Raw genomic sequence first — 20,965 nt, 5'->3', positions numbered from 1 at the left:
GAACCACCCACCGGTGTCACTGGGCGTCCCTGCCGCTCCGGGCGCACCCGGCACGGCAGGATGTGCCAGCGGAGCCCGGCGGCGTCAGTCCGCCGCGGCGGCCGGGGCGCGCTTCTTCGCCGCCTGGATCTCGGCGTAGACGTGCGCGCGGAGCTCGGTGAACCGCGGGTCGGCGCGGGTGGTCAGCTGGTCGCGTTCGGCGGGCAGGTCCACCGACAGCGTCTCCTGCACGATCGTCGGCGCTGACGACAGCACGACGACCCGCTCGCCGAGGTACACCGCCTCGTCGATGTCGTGGGTGACGAACAGGATCGTCACCCCGAACTTTTGCCAGATCGACCGGATCAGGTCCTCCAGGTCGGCGCGGGTCTGCGCGTCCACCGCGGCGAACGGCTCGTCCATCAGCAGCACCGACGGCTGGTACGCGACCGCGCGGGCGATCGCCACCCGCTGCTGCATGCCGCCGGACAGCTGCCACGGATAGGCGTCACCGCGGTCGGCGAGCCCCACCGCGGTCAGCGCCTCGTCGACCAGGCGGGCCCGCTCGGCGCGGCCGACCTTCTTCTGCTTGAGCGGCAGCTCAACGTTGCGCCGGACGGTGAGCCAGGGGAACAGGCTGCGCCCGTACTCCTGGAAGACGACGGCCAGGTCGGCGGGCGGCGCGGTGACCGGCGTGCCGGACAGCGTCACCGAGCCTCCGGACGGCTGCAGCAGCCCGGCGGCGCACTTGAGCAGCGTCGTCTTGCCGCATCCGGACGGGCCGACGAGGCAGACGAGTTCGCCGTCGGCGAGCGAGACGCTGACGTCGCGGAGTGCCTCGAAGTCGCCGTAGACCTTCCGTAACCCGCTGATCTCAAGCAGTGCGGTCATGGCTCAGTTCCCTCCGTCGCGCGCGGACCGGCGGAGGCCGAAGTACCAGCGCAAGATCACGCGTTCGGCGAGGCCGAACAGGCCGGCCAGCAGGACGCCGAGCAGGCCGAGCAGGATGATGCCGGTCCACATCTCCGGGATCGCGTAGCTCCGCTGGAACTGCACGATCGTGAACCCGAGACCGCTGGACGCGGCGAACATCTCGCTGATCACCATCAGGATGATCGCGATCGCGAGGGCCTGGCGCAGACCGGTCATGATCTGCGGGCTGGCGCCGCGCAGCACCAGCGTGCGCAGGCGGGTGAGCCCGCCGATCCGGTACGACCGGCAGACCTCGCCGAGCACCGGGTCGACCGCGCGGACGCCCTCGATCGTGTTGAGCAGCACCGGCCACACGCAGCCGAACACGATGACCGTGATCTTCATCGTGTTGTCGATCCCGGCGAACAGCATGACGACCGGGATGAGCACCGGCGGCGGCACGGCCCGTAGGAACTCCAGTACCGGCTCGGTGTAGGCGCGCAGCCGCGGGGACAGGCCGATCGCGGTCCCGACGGCGACGCCGATCACACCGGCTAGCAGGAACCCGGTGAGCAGCCGAACGACGCTGGGCAGCACGTCCGCCCGGAGCGTGGCGGGCGTCCAGGTCGGACCGAACGCGCGGGCCACGGCGTCCGGCGTCGGCAGGAAGAAGTTCTGGCCGCCGACGCTGGCGGCCCACCAGATGCCGATCAGCGCCGCCGGGAGGAGGAACCACCGCACGGGCTTCAGGACCAGCCTCATACCGGCACCTCCCGGCGTACCGACGCGTGCCACCGCAGCAGCCTCCGCTCACCGGCCCGGACGCCGACGTTGACCAGAACACCCAGCACACCGCAGGTCAGCACCAGCGCGTACACCAGCGCCGGTTCGGTGCCGGAGCGGGCGATCGCGATCTCCGCGCCGAGCCCCGGCGCGCCGATGACCAGCTCCGCGGTCACCGCGAGGATCAGCGCGACCGCCGCGCCGAGCCGGACGCCGGTGAGCACGTACGGCAGCGCCGACGGCCAGATCACGTACCGGATGCGACGCACCCGGTCGAACCGGAACGAGCGCGCGGTCTCGTCCGCGACCGGGTCGACGTCGGCCACCCCGGCGATGACCTGCACGTAGATCTGCCAGAACGCCGCGTAGACGACGAGCAGCAGCGTCGAACCCAGCCCGGTGCCGTAGACGATCACGGCGAGCGGGATCAGCGCGACCGACGGGATCGGGCGGAGGAACTCCACCGTGGACGTCGTGAACGACCGGACGGCGGGGACCAGCGCCAGCGCGAAGCCCAGCACGATCGCGAGCGCGGACGCGATCAGCAGCCCGAGCAGCCAGGCGTACACGGTCTCGCCGATCGCGGTCCAGTACGCGCTGGTGCCCGCCTCCCGGACCAGGACGCGCAGGACGGTCGAGACCGGCGGGAGGTCGGTCGACGACACCAGGCCGATCCGCGGTGCCAGCTCCCAGATCAGGAGCGCCACCAGCGCGCCGACGGCGCCGCGGGCCGCGTTCGACCCGCCCCGCCGGGGACGCGCCACCCCGGTGACCGCAGCGGGTGCCGTCACCGGGGCGACTGGGGACTCAGTCCGCATAGAGCGCGTTCAGATCGGGGGCCTTGGACAGCAGCTTGTCCGAGGTGGCGAGCTCGCCGAGCGTCGCGATCGAATCTTTGTTGATCTCGGTCGGCCACTTCGGCAGCGTCAGTTTCGGGATGAGGTCGGGGGTGATCTTGGTGTAGGTGGTCAGGACCTGCCGCACCTCGTCCGGGTGCGCGTCGGCGTAGGCGAGGGACTCCTGGATCGCCTCGGTGAATCGGTCGACAAGGTCCTTGTCGGACGCGAGCAGCTTCTCCGTGACGAAGTACCCGGCCACGCTGAGGTTCGGGGCGAGGTCCACGTAGGTCGACGTGATCGGGCGCGCTCCGGCGGCCAGCGTCTGGCTCAGCTGCGGCTCGACCACGAACGCGGCGTCGACCCGGCCACCGGACAGCGCGGCGGGCATGTCCGGGAACGGCAGCTCGACGAGTTTGACGCTGTCCGGGTCGCCGCCGTCCTTGCGGATCGAGTTGCGGACCGCGGTGTCACCGATGTTCTTCAGCGTGTTGACCGCGACCCGCTTGCCGCCCAGGTCCTTGGCGGTCTTGATCGGGCTGTTGCCCTGCACGACGATCGCGCCGAAGTCCTTGCCCTGGACGCCGGTGCTGGACACGCCGTTCGACACGACCTTGAGCGGCAGTCCTTTGTCGCGGGCCAGCAGCAGCGACGTGAAGTTCGAGAAGCCGACCTGGTATTCGCCGGACATCACGCTCGGCACGATCGCGGCGCCGCCTGCGGCGGTCTTGAGCGTCAGATCGATCTTGCGCTTGGAGAAGAACCCCTTCTCCTTGCCGAGGTAGATCGGTGCGACGTCGAGGATCGGGATGGTTCCGACGGTCACCTGGGCGTTGCCGCCCTCGGTCTTGACCTCGGAGCCGGACGAACCGCCGCAGCCGGCTAAACCGAAGGCCAGCGTGGCGGCGGCGATGCTCGCCAGAGCACGGCGCATGGAAGCTCCAAATGGGGGTTGGTACTCCGGGTGGAGTGGGAGCTGAGAGCGATGCCACGGCCGGGGCGCCGTGGGCCGAGCATTGGTGTGCGCACTGTGAACAGTTGAACGGATCCAGACTATTGACGTGAGCTGAGTCACGTCAACGTTCGTGGTTTTGTTAGCTGCATTGTTAACAGTATGAACCGATCAGCGGAACCTTTTCGGCTAACTGGTCGTCTGGGCGCGCCGAACGGCGCGAGGTTGTGAACAATCCACCCGGCGACGGCGAACGGCAATCGCACTTCGTGCGGTCGGTCGAGCGTGCTCGCGGGTCTCCGCGCCGTCGATTCGGACGCCGGGCAGCTCACACTCAGCGGCGTCGCCCGCACCGGTCCGCGGCCGAACCGCCGGGCTACTTCTTCTTCTTTGTCGACGCCTTCGTCCGATTGCTGAGGCTGTCGAGTACCAGGCCGGCGCCGATGCCGAGCATCCAGACGTCCTTCGCGATCGGCGTCCCGGCCTGGGTCGGGCGGAGGCTGCCCTCTTCACGCAGGCCCGGCGTCTTCAGGTAGAGCCCGAGCAGGCCACCGGCGAACGCGGCCAGCCCGGCGCCGACCACCGCGGAGGGGATCACCGGCACCAGCAACGCCGCGCCGAGCGTGATCTCCGCGGTCGACAGGTACTTCGCGAACTGCTTCGGCTCGACGCCGGCCAGGAACGGATAGGTCCCGGCGGCCATCCCGTGCATACCGGCCGCGGCCTGCTCGTCGGCGTTGCGCTTGGAGAGCCCCGAGTTGAGGATGTACGCGCCGGTCGCCAGACGAGGCGGCAGGTGACTCAGCTGACCGAGGAACCGCATGACCGCTCCCGAATGATCGGTAACAATTGTCGGAATCGTACGACGTGCGGGTGGGCCGGTCGGGCCCGGCCCACCCGAATCGGTCTATTTCCCTCGGCGCTGCTGCTCGAGCGTCTCCAGCAGGCGTAGCCAGACCTCGCTGACCGTGGGGTAGCTCGGCACCGCGTGCCAGAGGTCGGCGATCGGCACCTTGCCGACGATCGCCACCGTGGCCGAGTGCACCAGCTCGGCGATGCCGGTGCCGACGAACGTCGCGCCGACGAGCGTGTCACCGTCGATCACGAGCTTGGCGCGGCCCACGTAGTCATCCCGGAGCAGGTAGGTGCCGGCCAGCGCGGCCAGGTCGTACTCCGCGGTCTCGACGTCCAGCCCGGCGTCGCGGGCCTGCGCCTCGGTGAGCCCCGCCGACCCGATCTCCGGGTCGGTGAACGTCACCTGTGGCACCGTGGCCCGGTCGCGGTACCGGTATCCGTCCAGCGGCGTCCCGGCGGCGCGGGACGCGATCACCTCACCGACGACCCGGCCCTGGTACTTGCCCATGTGGGTGAGCAGTGCCCGGCCGTTGAGGTCGCCGACCACGTACAGCCAGTCGACGCCGGGGACCGTCAGCCGGTCGTCCACCGTCACGTAGCCGTGCGGCGCCAGGCCGACGCTGTCCAGGCCGAGGTCGTCGCTGTTCGGGGTCCGCCCCGCCGCGACCAGGATCTCGTCCGCGACGACGACCGAGCCGTCGTCGAGCGTCACGGTCACCTCGCCGCCGGCCGTCCCGCGCGACACGGCCGTGACCTTGGTGCCGGTCCGTACGGTGATTCCCGCGGCGGCGAATCGCTCGGCGAGGATCTCGCCCGCGAACGGCTCGGTCCGCCCGAGTAGCCGGGGGCCACCCTCGATCAGCGTCAGCTCCTCGGTGCCGAGGCCGTGCAGCCAGGTCGCGGCCTCGCAGGCCACGACGCCGCCGCCGACGACCACGACCCGGCGCGGCACCGACTGCAGGTTCGTGGCGTCCCGGGACGTCCAGGGGGCGGCGTCGCGGAGCCCCTCGATCGGCGGGATGTTCGCCCTGGTCCCGGCCGCCAGCACGACGGCGTGCCGCGCGGTGAGCGTCCGGGTCGAACCATCGGCGCCGGTGACGGTCACGGTCTTCTCACCCGCCAGCCTGCCGTGGCCGCGGATGACGTCGATCCCGGCGCCGACGGCCCAGTTGACCTGCGAGCCGTCGTCGTGGTGCTTCACGATCTCGTCCCGGCGCGCCAGGACCCCGGCGACGTCGATCGACGCGCCGGTCACGCCGCGGAGGTTCCGCGCGTTGGACACCAGCTCGATCGGGCGGAGGAGACCCTTGGACGGCATGCACGCCCAGAACGAGCACTCGCCGCCGAGCAGCTCGCGCTCGACGATCACGGCGTCCAGGCCGGAGAACTGGGTGGCGTACTGCGCGGCGACCTCACCGGGCGGACCTCCGCCGATGACGATGACGTCCCACTCCGACCGGTCAGGATTCAGGGCTGCGTTCACGGTGTGCAGTCTGCCCGATCACCCTGCATACCCCCAGCGGCCGGAGGGTGGGTGAGCAACCCACTACGGCGGAACGGGACGACACGGCCTGTGGGCGCGGGCGCCGGTCGCGGAAGGGACCGGCGCCCGCCCGGCAGGCGTAGATCTAGCGTGCGTGCAGAAGGTGTTCGATGGCGAGCTGGTCGAGGCGCACGGCGCCGGAGCCCTTCGCGGCGGAAGCCGCGACGTCGAAGTCTTCGTAGGCGGAGCGGTCGGCGAGCAGGTCGGCGATCGACTCGCCGTCGTTGAGCGTGGGCTGCGCGAGCCCGGTGACGCCGTGCGCCTCGAGGGCCTCCTGGACCTCGGGATCGGCGCGGAAGGCCGCGGCGCGCTCCTTGAGCAGCAGGTACGTGCGCATGTTCGCGGCGGCGGAGGCCCAGACGCCGTGGATGTCCTCGTTGCGGAACGGCTTGTAGTCGAAGTGGCGCGGCCCGTCGTAGGTGGGGCCGCCGCCGAGCGGGCCGTGCTCGAGGAGGTCGACGAGGAAGAAGGCGTTGACCAGGTCGCCGTGGCCGAAGACCAGGTCCTGGTCGAACTTCGGGCCGTGCTGGCCGTTCAGATCGATGTGGAACAGCTTGCCCTGCCAGAGTGCCTGGCTGATCGCGTCGACGAAGTTGAGGTTGGACATCTGCTCGTGTCCGACCTCGGGGTTGAGGCCGACGCGGTCCGCGTGCTGGAGCTGGGCGATGAAACCGAGCGCGTGGCCGACGGTGGGCAGCAGGATGTCGCCGCGGGGCTCGTTGGGCTTGGGCTCGATCGCGAAGCGGATGTCGTACCCCTGGTCGATGCTGTATTGCGCCAGGGTGTCGATGGCTTCGGCGTAGCGGGAGAGTGCGGCGTGGACGTCCTTGGCGGCGTTGGTCTCGGAGCCTTCGCGGCCGCCCCAGCAGACGAACGTCTTCGCGCCGAGTTCGGCGGCGAGGTCGAGCTGGCGGAGGGTCTTGCGCAGGGCGTACCGGCGGACGCCGCGGTCGTTGCTGGTGAAGGCTCCGTCCTTGAAGACGGGGTGGGTGAAGAGGTTGGTGGTGGCCATCGGAACGACGAGGCCGGTCTCTTTGAGGGCCTCGGTGAAGCGCGCGATGTGCTTGGCGCGGGTGGCGTCGTCGGAGCCGAACGGGATCAGGTCGTCGTCGTGGAACGTGACGCCGTAGGCGCCGAGCTCGGCGAGCTTGTGCACGGTCTCGACCGGGTCGAGCGGGGCGCGGGTCTCGTCGCCGAACGGGTCGCGGGCTTGCCAGCCGACGGTCCAGAGCCCGAACGTGAAGCGGTCGGCGGGGGTCGGCTGCGTTGCCATGGTGCTACCTCCTGTTGATTAGTTCAGGGGGTTAACATATCTCGGGTGGGTGCTTTTGTGGAGGGTCCGGCGCGGACGGGGTCGGTGCGCGCGCACAACTTGGCGCTGGTGTTGCGGGCGGTGGCCGCTGGTGGTCCGGTCTCCCGGGCCGAGGTGGCCGCCGCGACCGGGCTGACCCGGGCGAGCGTTTCTGCGCTGGTGGAGACGTTGTTGGCCGGACGGTTGCTGCGAGAGACCGGTGCGCCGACGCGGACCGGCGTCGGGCGGCCGTCCACCGGCCTGGAGCTGGATCCGCGTGGCCCGGCGGGGTTGGGCATCGAGCTGAACGTCGACCACGTCGCGGTCTGCCTGGTGGACCTGACCGGGGGCGTGCGGGTGCGGCTCGCGGGTCGGTTCCCCGCGTTGGACACGCTGCTGGGGGACGCCGTCGCGGCCGGCTCCGCACTCGGGCTCTCGCCGGCGGGGGCGGCGTTCGCGGTGCCGGGTCTGGTCGATCCGGCGACCGGCGAGCTGCTCGTGACGCCCAACCTCGATGCGGGCGGGGTGCGGGAGGCGGTACTGGGGTCGGCGGCGCTGCGGGGGGTACCGATCTCGGTCGAGAACGAGGCGACGCTCGCCGCGCGGGCGGAGCAGCGGGCGCTGGGTGATGCCGCGCCGCGATCGTTCCTGCAGGTGTCGGGCGAGGTGGGCATCGGGGCCGGGCTGGTGCTGGACGGGCGGCTGTACCGGGGGAGTCACGGGTGGAGCGGGGAGCTGGGGCACGTCACCGTGCGTCCGGGTGGGCGGCCGTGCGGGTGCGGGAGCGACGGGTGCTTGGAGCAGTACGCCGGGTTGCGGGCGATCCTGCGCGCGGCGGGAGGAAGTGACGGGGACCGTTCGGGTCGTTCGGGCCGTTCGGGCCGTTCGCCGGAGGCGGGTGGGGGTGGCTCGCCGGAGGCAGGCGCGGGCCGCTCGCCGGAGGCGGGCATCGCGGCGCGGGCTCGCGCGGGGGAGCCGGGAATGCTGGGGGCGCTCGCGGAGGCCGGGGAGGCGCTGGGAATCGCGCTGGCCGGTGCGCTGAACCTGCTCGACCTGGACGCGGTGGTGCTCGGCGGTGCGCACGCGGAGCTGGCGCCGTGGCTGGTCGGTCCGATCGAGGAGCAGCTCGCGCGGCGGCTGGTCGGCGCGGCGGTGTCGCGGCCGGTGGTGCGGGCGTCGGTGCTGGGGGCGGATGCGGCGGCGTTGGGCGCGGCGTGGTCGGTGCTGGATCGGGTGCTGGACGATCCGGGGGCGTGGCTGGGGCGGTAGCGGGCGTCAGTTCCGCGCGGCGCGGCGGGCGTCAGTTCCGCGCGGCGCGGTCGGCGATCAGGGCCTCGAGGCCGTCGAGGTAGCGGGCGAGGCCGAACTCGAAGATCGAGTCGATCGTGAGCGCGTCGCCGGGGATCGCGCTGACCGTGGCCATCATCGGGAACTCACCGGTCGCGAGGATCTCGAGCATCGCGTGGTCCTGCATCTCCATCCACTCGCCGGCGCTGATCCCGGTGTCCTGGATGTTGCGACGCTCCTCGTCGAAGACCATCGCCATGCTCCGGACGTGGTTGAACATCGTGACCGCGGAGTGCAGCATCTCCGTCGGCGCCAGCCCGGTGTCGCGCAGCGCTGCCATCGCGTACTCGGTGTGCACCATGCCGCGAGGAATCATCTGCGGTCGCGAGAACGAGAGTGCCCCGCCCATCCAGCTGTGCTGCTGGTAACCCTCCCACTGGATCCGGGCGACCGCCTCGAGCTTCGCCCGCCAACCGTCCGGCTCGACCGGGGGGAGCAGGATGAAGTCCCGGAACACCATGTCCATCATGAGCAGGACGAGGTCCTCCTTGCTCGGGACGTAGCGGTACAGAGCCATCGTCGCGACGTCGAGGTCGGCGGCCACCCTGCGCATCGACAGCTCGGCCATGCCGTGGGTGTCGGCGATGTGGAGGGCCGCGGCGACGATCCGGTCGCGGGTGAGCGGTGTTTCGGCGCCGCGGCGGCGGCGCCGGGGTGGGTCGGGGAGGCCGAGGACCGGGTTGCCGATCGGCGCGGGGGCGTCGTTGGGGGTTTTTTCGGGTTTGTGCTCCGCGGGCGGTTCGGTGCCGCGGACCACGGTGCCGATGCCGGGCACGGCCTCCACGAGGCCCTGCTGGCGGAGTGCGGTGAGCACTTTGGTGGCGGTGGCCATCGCGACGTTCCACTGACGGGTGATCTGCCGCGTCGAGGGCAGCCGGTCGCCGGGAGCCAGCTCCCCGGTCTCGATCCGGCGTCGGAGCTCGGCGACGATCCGCGCCGACGGTGTGTCGCTCATCGTCTTTTCGTTCCTGTTCCGTCGGGAGTCCGCACTAGTGCACCATGGCGCCGCCGATGGCGCAAGGCTGGGTGACCTGCGACTAGTCACGCTCAGGTGCACTAGTTCTCCCTAGTGCACCTATGACCTGCAAAAATGGCTACTTGCGGGGTGGGTAGGGGGTGCGCTTCAATCGCTTCAGGCGGCGTGTACGACGTACGCAAGCCGCACTACTCAGCCTCGTGGAGGAGCGCTAATGTCAAGCGAGTACACCGTCCATACGGGTCCGGCCCGTGCTGGCCGGAAGGAGTGGACCGGGCTCGCGGTCCTTCTCCTGCCGCTGCTGTTCGTTTCGATGGACGTCTCGGTCCTCTACTTCGCCGTCCCGTTCCTGAGCGTCGAACTCGAGCCCACCAGCACCCAGCAGCTCTGGATCTTCGACGTCTACGGTTTTGTACTCGCAGGCTTGCTGATCCCGATGGGTGCGCTCGGTGACCGGATCGGACGGCGTCGGTTACTGCTGATCGGCGCCGCCGGGTTCGGCGCGGCGTCCGTGGTCGCCGCCTACGCGCCGAGTGCCGAACTGCTGATCGCCGCGCGCGCCCTGCTCGGGGTCGCCGGCGCGACGCTGATGCCCTCGACGCTCGCGTTGATCCGCAACATGTTCCACGACGACCGCCAGCGCGGTACGGCGATCGCGATCTGGACCGGCGTCACCAGCGCCGGGATCGCGCTCGGGCCGGTGCTGTCCGGGCTGCTCCTGGAGCACTTCTGGTGGGGTTCGGTGTTTCTGATCAACCTGCCGTTCATGCTCGCGCTGCTGGTGCTCGCGCCGGTGCTGGTGCCGGAGTTCCGCCACCCGGGCGTCGGGCCCTTCGACTGGCTCAGCGGTCTGCTGTCGCTGGCCACCGTGCTGCCGGTGATCTGGGGTGTGAAGGAGCTGGCACAGATCGGTGGAGGCGCGGAGACGCCGTTCTGGGAGCCGCTCGCCGCGATCGTCGCCGGGCTCATCCTCGGTGTCGTGTTCCTCCGCAGGCAGCTCCGGCACCCCGACCCGATCGTCGACGTGGCGCTGTTCCGCCGTCGCGCGTTCGGCGGAGCGGTGGCGCTCAACGTGATCGCGATGTTCGGGGTGGTCGGGTTCGCGCTGTTCGCCACGCAGTACCTGCAGTCGGTGCTCGGGCTGAGCCCGCTGCGGGCCGCGCTCTGGAGCGTCGCGCCCTCGATCCTGGTGGGCGCAGCCGCGCCGGTGGCCGCCGCACTCGCGCGGCGCATCGACCGGGCGTATGTGATCGCGGGCGGGTTTGTCCTCGCGGCCGGCGGATTCCTGCTGGTGACCCAGGTGACGCCGGATACCGGGCTGTGGCTGGTGATGGCCGCGGCTGTCACGTACGCGGTCGGCCTGGTCACCGTGATGGCGCTGGTCACCGAGGTAGCGCTGGCTGTCGCGCCGCCGGAGCGGGCGGGGTCGGCGTCCGCGATCCTGGAGTCGGGCACCGAACTCGGCGGCGCGCTGGGGATGGCGCTGCTCGGCAGCCTCGGAAGCGCGATCTACCGGCGCGAGGTGACCGATGGCGCGCCGGCCGGTTTGCCGTCCGGGTTGCCCGGCGACGCGCTCGAGATGATCCGCGAGACGCTCGGCGGCGCCCAGGCCGTGGCGGCACAGTTGCCCGGCGACGCGGGGGAGGGGGTGCTGCGGCTCGCGCGGGACGCGTTCACCGACGGGATGCACGCTGCCGGGGTGGCGGCCGCTGCGGTGATGCTCTGTGGCGCGCTGGCGGCGGTGACCGCGCTGCGGGGATTGCGGGTGGAGACCGAGCCCGGCGGCACCTCTCACGTGGACGTGGTTGGCGCGGGCTCCCGCTAGGAGCCGGCTCGAGCGCTGCACACTTTGTGCCCTCCTGGGGGCACAAAGTGTGCAGCGCCTCCGCGCGTGGTAGCTGCCGTGCTGCTCAGCGGGTCCAGAAGTAGGCGCGGGTGTCGGCCTGGGCGGTGAGCAGGCCGATCAACGCGGCCGGGACGACGAGTTGGAGCCCGGTGATGAACAGTGAAGCGGTGCCGCTGATCGAGGCGATGCCGGCCAGCGCCACGATGACCGCGATCCCCAGCGCGATGACGTAGGCACCCCGGCTCCCGCGCCAGATCCCGCGACCGAGCCAGCCCATCATGACCGCGGCGACCAGCGGAACGAAGAACACCGCCGGGCCGAGCGTCGCGAACAGCAGCGAGAGCACGAACAGCCCCACGCCGGTGAGGTTCACCAGCACCATCGCCGCAACGACCGTGGCCGGGCGCGGCGGGCGCTTGCGCGGAGTACGCAGCACGCGCATCGCGACGGTCGGGTCCGAGGCGTTGTCCGGCACGCCGTTGGGCGCGGGTGCCGGTGCTGGGGCTGGCGCCGGCGCTGTTGCCGGTGCCGGTACCTGTGCCTGTGCCTGTGCTGACGCCGGCACCGGTGCTGGGGCTGGCTGGCGGCCCGCGCTCGGCGGCATCGTGCGCTGCGCGGGGATCAGCGGCGTCGCGTCCGCCGCGGGCCACGCGGTGACGGCCGGACTGACCGGCGCAGCCGCGACATGCCCCTGCCCGGGGGCGGTAGGCGCCGCCGCCGGGGCGGCAGTGGCGCGGGCCGCGGGGGGCGCAGTGGCGGGGGCGGCGGGGGCGGCAGCGGCGCGGGCCGCGGGGGCAACGGCGGAAGCAGCCTGACGGGCGGTAGCGGGGGGCGCCGAACGGGGCGCGACGGTGTCGGCCCGTCCCGGCGTCATGGGTTGGGGGCGGTGCGGCGCGGAGGCCGTGGCCGGGTGCGTTGCGGGGGGCGCTGAGTGCGGCGCGACGGTGTCGGCCCGTCCCGGCGTCATGGGTTGGGGGCGGTGCGGCGCGGAGGCCGTGGCCGGGTGCGTTGCGGGGGGGGCTGAGTGCGGCGCGACGGTGTCGGCCCGTCCCGGCGTGGTGGGTTCCGCGCGGGATGGCGTGACGGTCGCGCGTCCGGGCGCGGTGGGTTCTGGACGGGGTGGCGTGACGGTCGCGGAACCGGGTGCGCTGGATTGCGCGCGGTGTGGCGTGACGGTGGCGCGACCGGGTGCGGTGGCATCTGTGCGCGGTGGCACAGCGGACGCGGCCGGGCGTGGCGGGGTGGCCGCGTCCTGGCGCGAGGGCGCAGATGCGGCGGGGCGTGGCGGGGTGGCCGCGGCCTGGCGTGCGGGGGCGGCAGGTTCGGGGCGGGCCGGTGCCGACTGCGGCCGGGTGGTGGCCGCGGGCCGGGACGTCGTTGTCGGGTCCGAGGCGGGCGGCGTGATCGGGCGGGCGGTCCCGGCCGAGTAGGCGGTACCTACCGGCCGGGCGGTGCCCGCGGGACGAACCGGTGCATCGGGCGAGACCGTCGCGCGCGCCGGGGTCATCGGCGGAGCGGCGTCCGGGGTGGAGGCGGGAGGCTCGCCGGTCGCATCATCGTCCGTCGACGGCGTGTTCGCGGCGGTGTCGGTCAGCGCGAGCAGAGCGGCGAGCGCCGATCCGGGCGCGACCTTGAAGATCTCGGCTGCCTGCTTCGCCGCAGACGGCTGCTCCGCCTCGGCCGTCGATGCGTCCTTACTCGCGGCCGACGTGTAGGTGCGTCCGCTCGCCCGCGCAGAGCCCGTGGTCGCCGCGGACCCAGTGGTCCGTGCGGCCCCAGCGGCGTCGGTGGTCCCGGCGCCGCCAATGGTCCCTGCGTCGCCGGTGGTCCCTGCGTCGCCGGTGGTCCCTGCGTCGCCAATGGTCCCTGCGTCGCCGGTGGTCCCTGCGTCGCCGGTGGCCCCTGCGGCGCCGGTGGCCCCGGTGGCCCCGGTGGTGCTGGTGGCCGCCGTGGTGCTGGTGGCCGCCGTGGTGCTGGTGGCGCTGGTGGCCCCGGTGGTGCTGGTGGCTTTCGGGGCATCAGCGGTGCCTGTGGCGGCGGTGGGCCCTGTCGCGTTGGTGGGCCGCGTGGCGCCGGTGGTCTGTGAGGAACTGGTGGTCTGCGCGGGGCTGGTGCTCGCCGCCGCGCCGGTGGAGCCGGTGGCGCCCTCGGCGGGGCGCTGCTGCACGCCGCTGTTGGCCGGGCCGCTGGTATGCGGCCTTGTGCTGCTGGACTTCGCCTGCGCGGGGGAGGCATCGGGCTGCGCCGTCGGGCCTGCGGTGGGCGTCGGGCCGGTCTGGCTGGCGGCGCGGCGCGCTCTGATCAGGGCCGTCGCCGACGCCGCCGTCCGGGTCGGCGCCGGCCGCGCGTCGGTGCTTGTTGCCTCGGCCTCGGCTGCGGTCGGGGTCGACTGCTTCGAGGTATCGGCGGACGCCGCCGCGGGCGACTCGGTCGACGCCGGGCGGGTCTTCGGCGGGGTGCTGGTGGGGAGGGTCCGCCGGGCGGACAGCACCGGGCCTCCCGACGTGCCGGACGACCCCGGAACCTCGGCAACCTCGGTGAAGTATGGCGGGCCGCTGATCGGAACCGTCGGCCGCGGCGGCCTGCGCTCCGCGTCCGCGGACGCGTCCGCCCCAGACCCCGCCGCCGACCCAGCCCCTGCGGTGGTGCGTTCGGTCCCGGGCGCCGGTGTCGATCCGGCCCCTGCGGTGGTGCGGTCGGCCCCGGCGGTCGGCGGGGTCGGTTCTGCGGTGGCACGACCGGGGGCGGCGGCGGGTCGGTCGGGCACCTCTGCGACGGCCGCGGACTCGGCGACCGGGGGAGCTTCCGCGGCGCCCCCGGTCTCTACTTCCGCGGCGGGCCCCGCCTCGGCGACCGCGACTGCGACGGCACTGGCCTCCGCGGCCTCCGCGCCCTCGGCGGCGGCGGGCTCCACGGCGTCGACAGCGCCGTCCGCACCCTCCGACTCCTCGTCGGGATCCACGATGACCAGGGGAACCGTCGCCGTCGTGCTCCCACCCCGGATCGGCACGATCGGAACGGTCGGGTCGGTCGGAGCAGCGGCGGTGGCCCCAGCGGCGCTGGGGGTGGTTCCCGGGGTCATGGCGCCGGACGCTAGGGGCCGGGTGGGTGGTCGCGCTTCGTCCGATCGGTCAGATTCTGGTGTCCTCAGTGGCCTTCTGTACCTTCGGTCGCCTACTTGTCCCCCTGGTCAGGCCCACGAGGCCGACCCAGTGTAGTCACCCCGCCAAGCGGCCCCCAAGCCCCCCGCGCCGCACGCGCAGTGACCGCCGTCGCACCCGGGAATGATCGGCGCTCTGAATCGTTAAAGTCAACGAACGAAGACGAACCACGAACGAGGAAGGCCACCGTGCCCACGGCACTGAGCATCGAGCAGTACTTGCAGGAACTCCACGACGACTACGCCGCCCGCATCAACGAGGCGGTCGCCGAGGACCGTGACGATCTGGCGTGGCAGTTCGCCGACGCCTACACCCGCGAGGCGTTGCGCGCCCAGGCGGAGTACGGGCTCACCCCGTCGCTCGACCGGCTTCCCGGTCGGAGCGTCTCGGTCGCCGCCTGAGCGGATTGCATTCGGAAGGGCCATACGTCTTCCAAATGCAATCGCTCCACATGGGATCCCGGGAATGAAGCCGTTAGTGAAAACGGTTGTCGGGTACGTGGGCTTCCGGGAGCGCCGGGAGCGGAGAGGAACGGCCGCGATGAAGGTCAGGAACTCGCTTCGGTCGCTGAAGCAGAAGGACGGCTCGATCGTGGTGCGACGCCACGGCCAGATCTTCGTCCTCAACAAGCGCAACCCGCGGCTGAAGGCTCGACAAGGCTGACGCACAGCGTAGGGCCCCGGTCACTGACCGGGGCCCTTCTGCGCATCCGGACCGGTGGGCCGCCGGAACTGTCGGGGCGGGCGATTAGAGTGACCGGACTGTGGACCCCGATGAGCTGACGCTGGAGAGCGCCGCGCACGACAACGCGATCGTCGCGGTCTACCGGCAGATGTTCGCGGTCCTGGGCAGCTCCGCGCAGTCCGTGGTCGCCGACCCGGTGCTGGTCGACCTGGCCGACGCGCTGTTCACCGCGTTCTCGGCGGCGGGCAGCGAGGGCCTCACGATGGAGCAGATGCGGCATGCGTGCCGCGGCTTTCCCGAGGCCGTTTTCCAGGCCCGTGTGCGGGTGCTGCGGGAACTCGGTGCCGTCCAGAAGGCGTTCGACCGCCCACACCAGGACGTCTACCGGGCCTCGTTCACCAGCTACGTGTCACTGCTGTTCGTCCGGCGCATGCTCACCCGCGGTGGCCAGCTCGAACTGCACCGAATGCTGACGCTCGAGCGGCTGAACCTCGACGACCCGGCCGCCACCGCCGACGACGCCCGAGACAGTGCCGCCCGGCTCACCAAGGCGTTCCGGCTGATCGTCACCGAGCTGTTCATGCTCACCTCCGGCGGCACGATCGACACGCTGCGCGAGAAGGCGCCGCTGCTCTGGAACGCCGACACGCTGATCGGCGAGGCGACCGCGGTGCACGACGTCATGCTCAACCGCTGGCCGGACCTGACCCGGCCGAGCACCGAACTCCGCGCCGCGATCGCGGCCTACCGGGACGTCTCGACCGCCGCAGCGGGCCGGCTCACCCAGGCGGTCGGCGCGACCCGTGCGTTGGACCTGCTGCCCGCAGAAGCGTGGCGGACGTTCACCCGGCGGTCATCGGTCGGGGCGCTGGCCGCGCCGCTGGCCGGTCTCGTGTTCGACGCGCCCCGGGCCTGGCTGTCGGCGGGGGACCTCACCGAGGCGGTGGCCCAGGCCGAGCGTCCGGAGCCGCAACGGTTGCGCCCGCCGCGGCCGGACGCCGACGAACCGGTCGAGGCAGGCGTGGTCCGCACAGCCGACGACGTGGAGGCAGTCGACCTGGCCGCCAGGGCGGAGGCCGCGCTGGCCGGTCGGGACGAGGTCGAGGTCGAGGAGCTGGTCGGCGGGTCGGGGGACTGGGCGACCGCCCGCCGTCTGCTGGCCGACCTGACCGCCGCCTCGCAGCACCCGTCACTGCCGTACGCGCTGACCTGGGGTGACGGCCTGCTGGTCGAGGCGGACGGGGTTCCGTCGTGGCGGGGGCGCGGCCGGTTCAGCCGGGTGCTGGTCGCCGGATGAGTGAGCTGACTGGGGCGTCCCGGGGTACCGGGGCGCTCGACGAGGCCGCGCTGTGGGCTGCGCGGGCGCGGGCCGAGGGGCCGTTGCTGCTGCCGCCAGGCGTTCCCGCGCCGGAGGGTTTCCGACGGCTGGTCGAGCCCGGTGCGACCGGCGCCTGGTGGGTTCCGGTCGGTCCGGACGCGGTGACGCCTGCCGCGCTGCGCGATCTGCGGTTGGGACTGCCCACGCTGGACCACCGCAACGAGGCGAGCCGGGTGCTCGCGGTGTGCCTACGGTGCTGCTGGACCGACCTGGCCGCCGAGCCGTGGCCGGGGCGGCCGACGACGGTCGCGGCGGTACTCGCGGTGCTCGCCGAGCTGCTGCCGACCCGGAGCTCGGCCACGCATCACCGGTTCGCGGTGGAGGCGTTCCGGCAGCTCGCGGAGTCCGGGTGGCTGCGCTGGGAGGAGCGGGCCGGGACGATCCGGCTCGGGCCCCGGGTGGCGACCTGGGCGCCCGCCGAGACGGAGGCGCTGCGCGAACTCTGCCGCACGATGCCGCTCCCACCCGCGACACCCGCGCCCGCCGAGCCTGCGCCCGCTGCGGCGCCCGCGGAGCCTGCGCCGGACGCGGCTGGGCCTGCGGTGGCGCGCGGTGTGACGTCCGAATGCAGTGAAGACGGAGAGCCGAACGCGGCGGGGGACAGCCGATGACGCATCCGGCGGACGAACTGCTCGGGACGCTGTCCGAACGCCAGCGGGACGAGGTGGTCGCGGCCTGGGCCGCGGTCGAGTACGGCCGCGAACCGGTCGAGGAGATCGGGTTCGCGGCGCTGCGCGATCCGGCGCTGCGCGAGACGCTCCGGGCGGTGCTGCACCGGACCGGTCGCGACCTGGTGCGGGTCTCGGGTCGGCTGTGGACGAGCGGGTTTTCCGACGCCGCACGCGAAGAACTCGTGGCCCGCGGCTGGGGCGCGCTGCCCGAGTACGACCGGGCGGTGCTCACCACGATTTTGGTGCATTCGGTGGCGATCCCGCGGTCGGAGGGACATCTCACCGACGACAGCTGGGCGTCCGCGGTCCCCACCACGGTTGCCGAGCTGCGCAGCCACACCCAGCTGGCCCGCGGCAAGCTCAACGAGGCTCTGCAGCGCCTGCGGACCGCCGACCTGATCCGGACGGTGCGGTCGGGCGAGAACGGGGCGGCGTACGTCCCGGGCGCGCAGTTCCACCGGCTCACCCCGGCGGCCCGTCGGCTGCTGCAGGAGGAGCTGGTGCTGGCCGCGGGGCCGGGGAGTCCGCTGGCGGCAGCCATTCGAGCGAGCAGAGGAGAACGGTGAGGATCGACGACCACTTGGACGTCGTGGGGGATCGGGCCGCGATCGGGATCCAGCTGATCGGTGTCTCGCGGCTGTCGACGCACCCGGTGCCGTTGGTGCCGGGCTGCCTGATCACGGTGGCCGGCCAGGGCCCGAAGGACTCCAACGGCGCGGGCAAGTCGTCGTTCATCGCCGCGCTCACGCTGCTGCACGGCGACGAGCAGTGGCGGCTGGCGTCCGGGGCGCGCGAGTCCGCCGACCTGCTGTTCTCCGCGGAGATCGCCGCCCAGGAACGCGAGTACGCCAGCGCCGACCACGGCTACGTGATCGGGGTGTTCGCCGACGCGAACGCAACCACCCCGGACGCGCTGGCCGCGAGCACGCTCACGGTCTGGCTGCGGATCTCGCGGGAGACACCGCACCTGCTGGTCCGGTGGACCTCGGGCCTGCACCTGCCGACCGCGACGACGGAGTCCGAGCGCGAACGGCAGGCCGACGGGCTGTGGGCAGCGCTCCCGCCGCGCGCCGGGCGTCGCGACTACAACGCCCGTGACCTGTCTCGGGTCCTGTTCGGCGAGCACATCCGCTGTGTGTCGTTCCTGTCGACGTCGGTCCGGCCGTCGGCGACCGCGAACCTGCTCGCGCAGCCGCTCAACGAGCTCAAACCTGACCGCATCTTCTCCGCGGTGGCGGCGCTCACCGGCCTCGACCACGAGATCGCCGACGAGCAGCGGCACCGCAACACCGAGCACGCCGAGCGGGAGAAGGCCGCCGACGCGGAGGAGAAGCTCGTCGAGTGGGAGGAGCAGGCCCACCACATCGAAGCCGCGATCGCCCGGCGCGAGCAGGCCCGCGACCGCGAGGCGGTGGCTCGTGGTCGGTGGCGGTCGCGCGCGGCGGTGCTGGTCGCGCGGGCGGCCGACGAACTCGAGGCGATCGACGACGACCTGGAACGGATCGCGGCTGACGACGCGGCGCACAAGGAGCGGATCGCCGGGATCGCCGAGGAGCTGCATGTTCTCGGCGATGACGTCGCGCTGCGCGACCGGTTGCGGCGCGCCGAGGAGGCGTTCGGTGCGGTGGACGGCGACCACCAGCAGCTCCGTGATCGGCGCCGGGCGCTGACCGCGAGCCTGGAGCGGCTCGGCCGGGAAGCCGACGAACTCGAGGCAACCGCGCGGGACGCCGACGGGCGGGACGAAGCAGGCGCAGCCGACGAGCGGGAGACCGCGGTGGCGGCCCGTACGGCCGCGATCGGTGCGCGGGCGATCGCGGCCCGGACGCTCGGCGACGCGCAGGCAGCGCTGACCACGGCCGAAGCCGGGGACGACGTCGCGGCCGAGCAGCTCACCGCGCTGCGGGAGGCCGGGATCGCCGCGTCGGCGCTGGTCGACGCGGTGATGATCGGTGACGACGAACGGGGGACGTGGGAGCCGCTGCTCTGGCCGTACCGCGAGGCCGTGGTGGTGGACGCCGCGGATCTCGCCGGGGCGACCGAGGCGCTCGCCGGCCTGCCAGGGTCGATGCTCGTGGCCGCGGGCGCCGCGGGGGCCGCGGGGGCCGCAGGCGCGGCGGGGGCCACGCGCACCGCCGGCGCGGCGGGGGCCACGCGCACCGCCGGCGCGTCGGGCACGGCTGGGGCCGAGGTGCCGGCGGGTGGGACCGCGTTCGACCTCTCGGCCTTCCTCTCTGAGCTGCGATCCGCCGCCACCGTGCACGCCGACGCCGTCACAACCGGCCGGACGACCGTCGTCGGCGGGTTCACCGCGCCGGTGACCGGGCGGGTCGCCCGCATCACCCGGGCGGCCGACGCGATGGACGCGGCCACCGCCGTGCTCGCCGACGCCGACACCCGGCTCGCGGACGCCGAGCGCCGCGTCGCGGTCGCCGAACGGCGGGTGGCGGCCGCCAGGGCCGCGGTCACCGCGGCCGGTAAGCGCCAGCGGATCCGCGCGCACCGCCGCGAGCTGGAGGAGGTCACGGACCGGGAGGACGCGCTCGCACCGCAGTTGCGCGCCGCCCGCCACGAGTACGACCTGGCTCGCCTCGCCGAGACCGGCCGGCAGCAGTCGGCCGAGGCGCTGCAGGGCAACCGCCGCCGGATCGAGGACGCGCGCGAGGTGCTCCGCGTCGAGCGTGACCGCCTGGAGACCCGGCGGCGCGTGATCGACCTCGACTCGCTGCTGCAGGCGTGGGGCGGCACGGTCGACGCGGCGCAGGACCACCTCGCCGAGCTCCCCGACGACGAGCAGCTGTTCGACGAGGACGACTGGTGGCGGTCGGCCGAGTCGGTGCTCGCCGAGATGCTGGCACTCTGCTTCCGGCCGGGTGATCCGGTCCCGGCTGAGGTCACCGCGCTCGCCGAGGAACGGGCGACGCCCGGCCGCGGCCAGGCCGACCGGCAGAAACAGACGTTTCCCGCGCTCCTCGACGCGGTCCGCGACCACCTGACGCTCAAGGCGCACGAGGACGCCCATCAGCGCTCCCGCCTGGCCGACGAGCGGGTCGAGAAGCGCCGCGCCCGAGACGCCGCCGCGCTCGGGCACGAGGAGGCCGCGAAGGCCGCCGCGGCCGTCCGGGCGTCGCTGGCCCGCGCGATCACCGCCCGCCTGAACGCCGTCGGGGCGAAGTTCGACGAGCTCGACCGCGCGTACGGCGGGTACGGCGCCGGGCTCCGGTTTGTCGAGCCCGAGCCGCCCGCCGACCCGACCAAGCGCTGGAACTGGGAGATCACGCCGGTGTGGCGTCGCGCGGAGGGCAACCCGGTGGTCGCCTACGACCGGCGCGGCAACACCGCACAGATGGACGAGAAGGCGGTGAAGCTGGTCTGCGCGGCGGCGCTGGCCAGCGGAACCGGCCGCCCGCTGCTGCTCGTCCTGGACGAGCTGGGCCGCAACCTCGGCAAGCAGCACCGCCGCGAGGCGGTCGCGCTGTTCGAGCGGATCGGAGCCGACAGCGGCATCACGGTGGTCGGAGCGCTCCAGGACGACATGGAGCGATACGCGATTGACGCGTGCGGCGAGTACGTGAAGCTGCGCCGGACGTCGGATGCGATGGCGTACAACCAGGCGCCGGTGATCCACGGCTTCGATACGCGCGCGGCCCGAGTGGCGCTGCTGGCCGACTGGCTGTCCGGCAGCTACCCGGCGGAGCTAGTGACCACGTGAAGTTGTTGGTATGAGTCGGGGTTGTGGCGTAGACTTCGC

Annotated in this window: 20 protein-coding genes; 11 read left to right on the top strand and 9 right to left on the bottom strand. The window is 72.8% G+C overall.

The genetic code is table 11. From position 1 onward, the window contains the following. Nucleotides 1-84 precede the first annotated feature (84 nt). The 7 genes from BUB75_RS32945 to xylA form a co-directional block, all read right to left on the bottom strand. Nucleotides 85-870, bottom strand: a complete 786-nt coding sequence (locus tag BUB75_RS32945) for an ABC transporter ATP-binding protein (RefSeq protein ID WP_073262664.1) — start codon at nucleotides 868-870, stop codon at nucleotides 85-87. 3 nt (nucleotides 871-873) lie between these two features. Then, nucleotides 874-1,653 carry an ABC transporter permease gene (locus tag BUB75_RS32940; protein ID WP_073262662.1) on the bottom strand — a complete coding sequence of 260 codons (780 nt, stop codon included), beginning with the start codon at nucleotides 1,651-1,653 and terminating at the stop codon, nucleotides 874-876. Then, the gene (locus BUB75_RS32935) at nucleotides 1,650-2,492 is read right to left on the bottom strand and encodes an ABC transporter permease (protein WP_073262660.1); all 843 of its coding nucleotides are present in this window, start codon (nucleotides 2,490-2,492) and stop codon (nucleotides 1,650-1,652) included. Before BUB75_RS32935 ends, BUB75_RS32940 begins: the two co-directional genes overlap by 4 nt. Then, a complete protein-coding gene (locus BUB75_RS32930) occupies nucleotides 2,482-3,444 on the bottom strand; it encodes an ABC transporter substrate-binding protein (RefSeq protein ID WP_073262658.1) in 963 nt (320 codons plus the stop codon). Before BUB75_RS32930 ends, BUB75_RS32935 begins: the two co-directional genes overlap by 11 nt. 394 nt (nucleotides 3,445-3,838) lie before the next feature. Beyond that, nucleotides 3,839-4,285, bottom strand: coding sequence for a hypothetical protein (locus tag BUB75_RS32925; protein WP_073262656.1), 447 nt, complete (start codon nucleotides 4,283-4,285; stop codon nucleotides 3,839-3,841). Nucleotides 4,286-4,369: 84 nt separating this feature from the next. Next, complete coding sequence (locus BUB75_RS32920; RefSeq protein WP_218617914.1) at nucleotides 4,370-5,800, bottom strand: dihydrolipoyl dehydrogenase family protein; 1,431 nt, start codon at nucleotides 5,798-5,800, stop codon at nucleotides 4,370-4,372. Between the two features lie 145 nt (nucleotides 5,801-5,945). Further along, entirely contained in the window at nucleotides 5,946-7,133 is a 1,188-nt protein-coding gene (xylA, locus tag BUB75_RS32915; protein ID WP_073262654.1) for a xylose isomerase, read from the bottom strand. A 45-nt stretch (nucleotides 7,134-7,178) separates the two neighbouring features. On the opposite strand from xylA, the gene BUB75_RS32910 reads away from it, so the two are divergent. After that, on the top strand, nucleotides 7,179-8,420 hold the full coding sequence (locus tag BUB75_RS32910) for an ROK family transcriptional regulator (RefSeq protein WP_218617913.1): 1,242 nt from the start codon (nucleotides 7,179-7,181) through the stop codon (nucleotides 8,418-8,420). 31 nt (nucleotides 8,421-8,451) lie between these two features. On the opposite strand, the gene BUB75_RS32905 is transcribed toward BUB75_RS32910, so the two are convergent. Next, the gene (locus BUB75_RS32905; protein WP_073262650.1) at nucleotides 8,452-9,453 is read right to left on the bottom strand and encodes a GntR family transcriptional regulator; all 1,002 of its coding nucleotides are present in this window, start codon (nucleotides 9,451-9,453) and stop codon (nucleotides 8,452-8,454) included. Nucleotides 9,454-9,688: 235 nt separating this feature from the next. On the opposite strand from BUB75_RS32905, the gene BUB75_RS32900 reads away from it, so the two are divergent. After that, nucleotides 9,689-11,299, top strand: a complete 1,611-nt coding sequence (locus BUB75_RS32900; protein ID WP_073262648.1) for an MFS transporter — start codon at nucleotides 9,689-9,691, stop codon at nucleotides 11,297-11,299. Between the two features lie 85 nt (nucleotides 11,300-11,384). Here BUB75_RS32900 and BUB75_RS32895 read toward each other — a convergent pair whose 3' ends face one another. Then, the gene (locus BUB75_RS32895; RefSeq protein ID WP_143175558.1) at nucleotides 11,385-11,795 is read right to left on the bottom strand and encodes a hypothetical protein; all 411 of its coding nucleotides are present in this window, start codon (nucleotides 11,793-11,795) and stop codon (nucleotides 11,385-11,387) included. A 727-nt stretch (nucleotides 11,796-12,522) separates the two neighbouring features. On the opposite strand from BUB75_RS32895, the gene BUB75_RS45695 reads away from it, so the two are divergent. The 9 genes from BUB75_RS45695 (at nucleotide 12,523) to BUB75_RS32855 (ending at nucleotide 20,926) form a co-directional block, all read left to right on the top strand. Further along, nucleotides 12,523-12,750, top strand: coding sequence for a hypothetical protein (locus tag BUB75_RS45695; RefSeq protein ID WP_143175557.1), 228 nt, complete (start codon nucleotides 12,523-12,525; stop codon nucleotides 12,748-12,750). Nucleotides 12,751-12,771: 21 nt separating this feature from the next. Then, nucleotides 12,772-13,035 carry a hypothetical protein gene (locus tag BUB75_RS46625; protein ID WP_073262644.1) on the top strand — a complete coding sequence of 88 codons (264 nt, stop codon included), beginning with the start codon at nucleotides 12,772-12,774 and terminating at the stop codon, nucleotides 13,033-13,035. 162 nt (nucleotides 13,036-13,197) lie between these two features. Further along, nucleotides 13,198-14,538, top strand: a complete 1,341-nt coding sequence (locus BUB75_RS46620) for a hypothetical protein (protein WP_178380035.1) — start codon at nucleotides 13,198-13,200, stop codon at nucleotides 14,536-14,538. 131 nt (nucleotides 14,539-14,669) lie between these two features. Continuing rightward, nucleotides 14,670-14,882, top strand: coding sequence for a hypothetical protein (locus BUB75_RS32880; protein WP_073262640.1), 213 nt, complete (start codon nucleotides 14,670-14,672; stop codon nucleotides 14,880-14,882). Nucleotides 14,883-15,021: 139 nt separating this feature from the next. Beyond that, the gene (locus BUB75_RS32875; RefSeq protein WP_073262638.1) at nucleotides 15,022-15,144 is read left to right on the top strand and encodes a ribosomal protein bL36; all 123 of its coding nucleotides are present in this window, start codon (nucleotides 15,022-15,024) and stop codon (nucleotides 15,142-15,144) included. A 100-nt stretch (nucleotides 15,145-15,244) separates the two neighbouring features. Further along, the gene (locus BUB75_RS32870; RefSeq protein WP_073262636.1) at nucleotides 15,245-16,462 is read left to right on the top strand and encodes a hypothetical protein; all 1,218 of its coding nucleotides are present in this window, start codon (nucleotides 15,245-15,247) and stop codon (nucleotides 16,460-16,462) included. Continuing rightward, entirely contained in the window at nucleotides 16,459-17,154 is a 696-nt protein-coding gene (locus tag BUB75_RS32865) for a hypothetical protein (protein ID WP_143175555.1), read from the top strand. The genes BUB75_RS32870 and BUB75_RS32865 overlap by 4 nt, the downstream gene beginning before the upstream one ends. Then, a complete protein-coding gene (locus BUB75_RS32860; protein ID WP_073262633.1) occupies nucleotides 17,151-17,780 on the top strand; it encodes a hypothetical protein in 630 nt (209 codons plus the stop codon). The genes BUB75_RS32865 and BUB75_RS32860 overlap by 4 nt, the downstream gene beginning before the upstream one ends. After that, complete coding sequence (locus BUB75_RS32855; RefSeq protein ID WP_073262631.1) at nucleotides 17,777-20,926, top strand: coiled-coil domain-containing protein; 3,150 nt, start codon at nucleotides 17,777-17,779, stop codon at nucleotides 20,924-20,926. The genes BUB75_RS32860 and BUB75_RS32855 overlap by 4 nt, the downstream gene beginning before the upstream one ends. The last annotated feature ends 39 nt before the right edge of the window (nucleotides 20,927-20,965 follow it).

It is taken from the genome of Cryptosporangium aurantiacum, assembly GCF_900143005.1.
Classification (GTDB): Bacteria; Actinomycetota; Actinomycetes; order Mycobacteriales; family Cryptosporangiaceae; genus Cryptosporangium; species Cryptosporangium aurantiacum.
The sequence above is the reverse complement of the archived record's forward strand: the minus strand, read 5'-3'. Positions and strand labels throughout refer to the sequence as shown.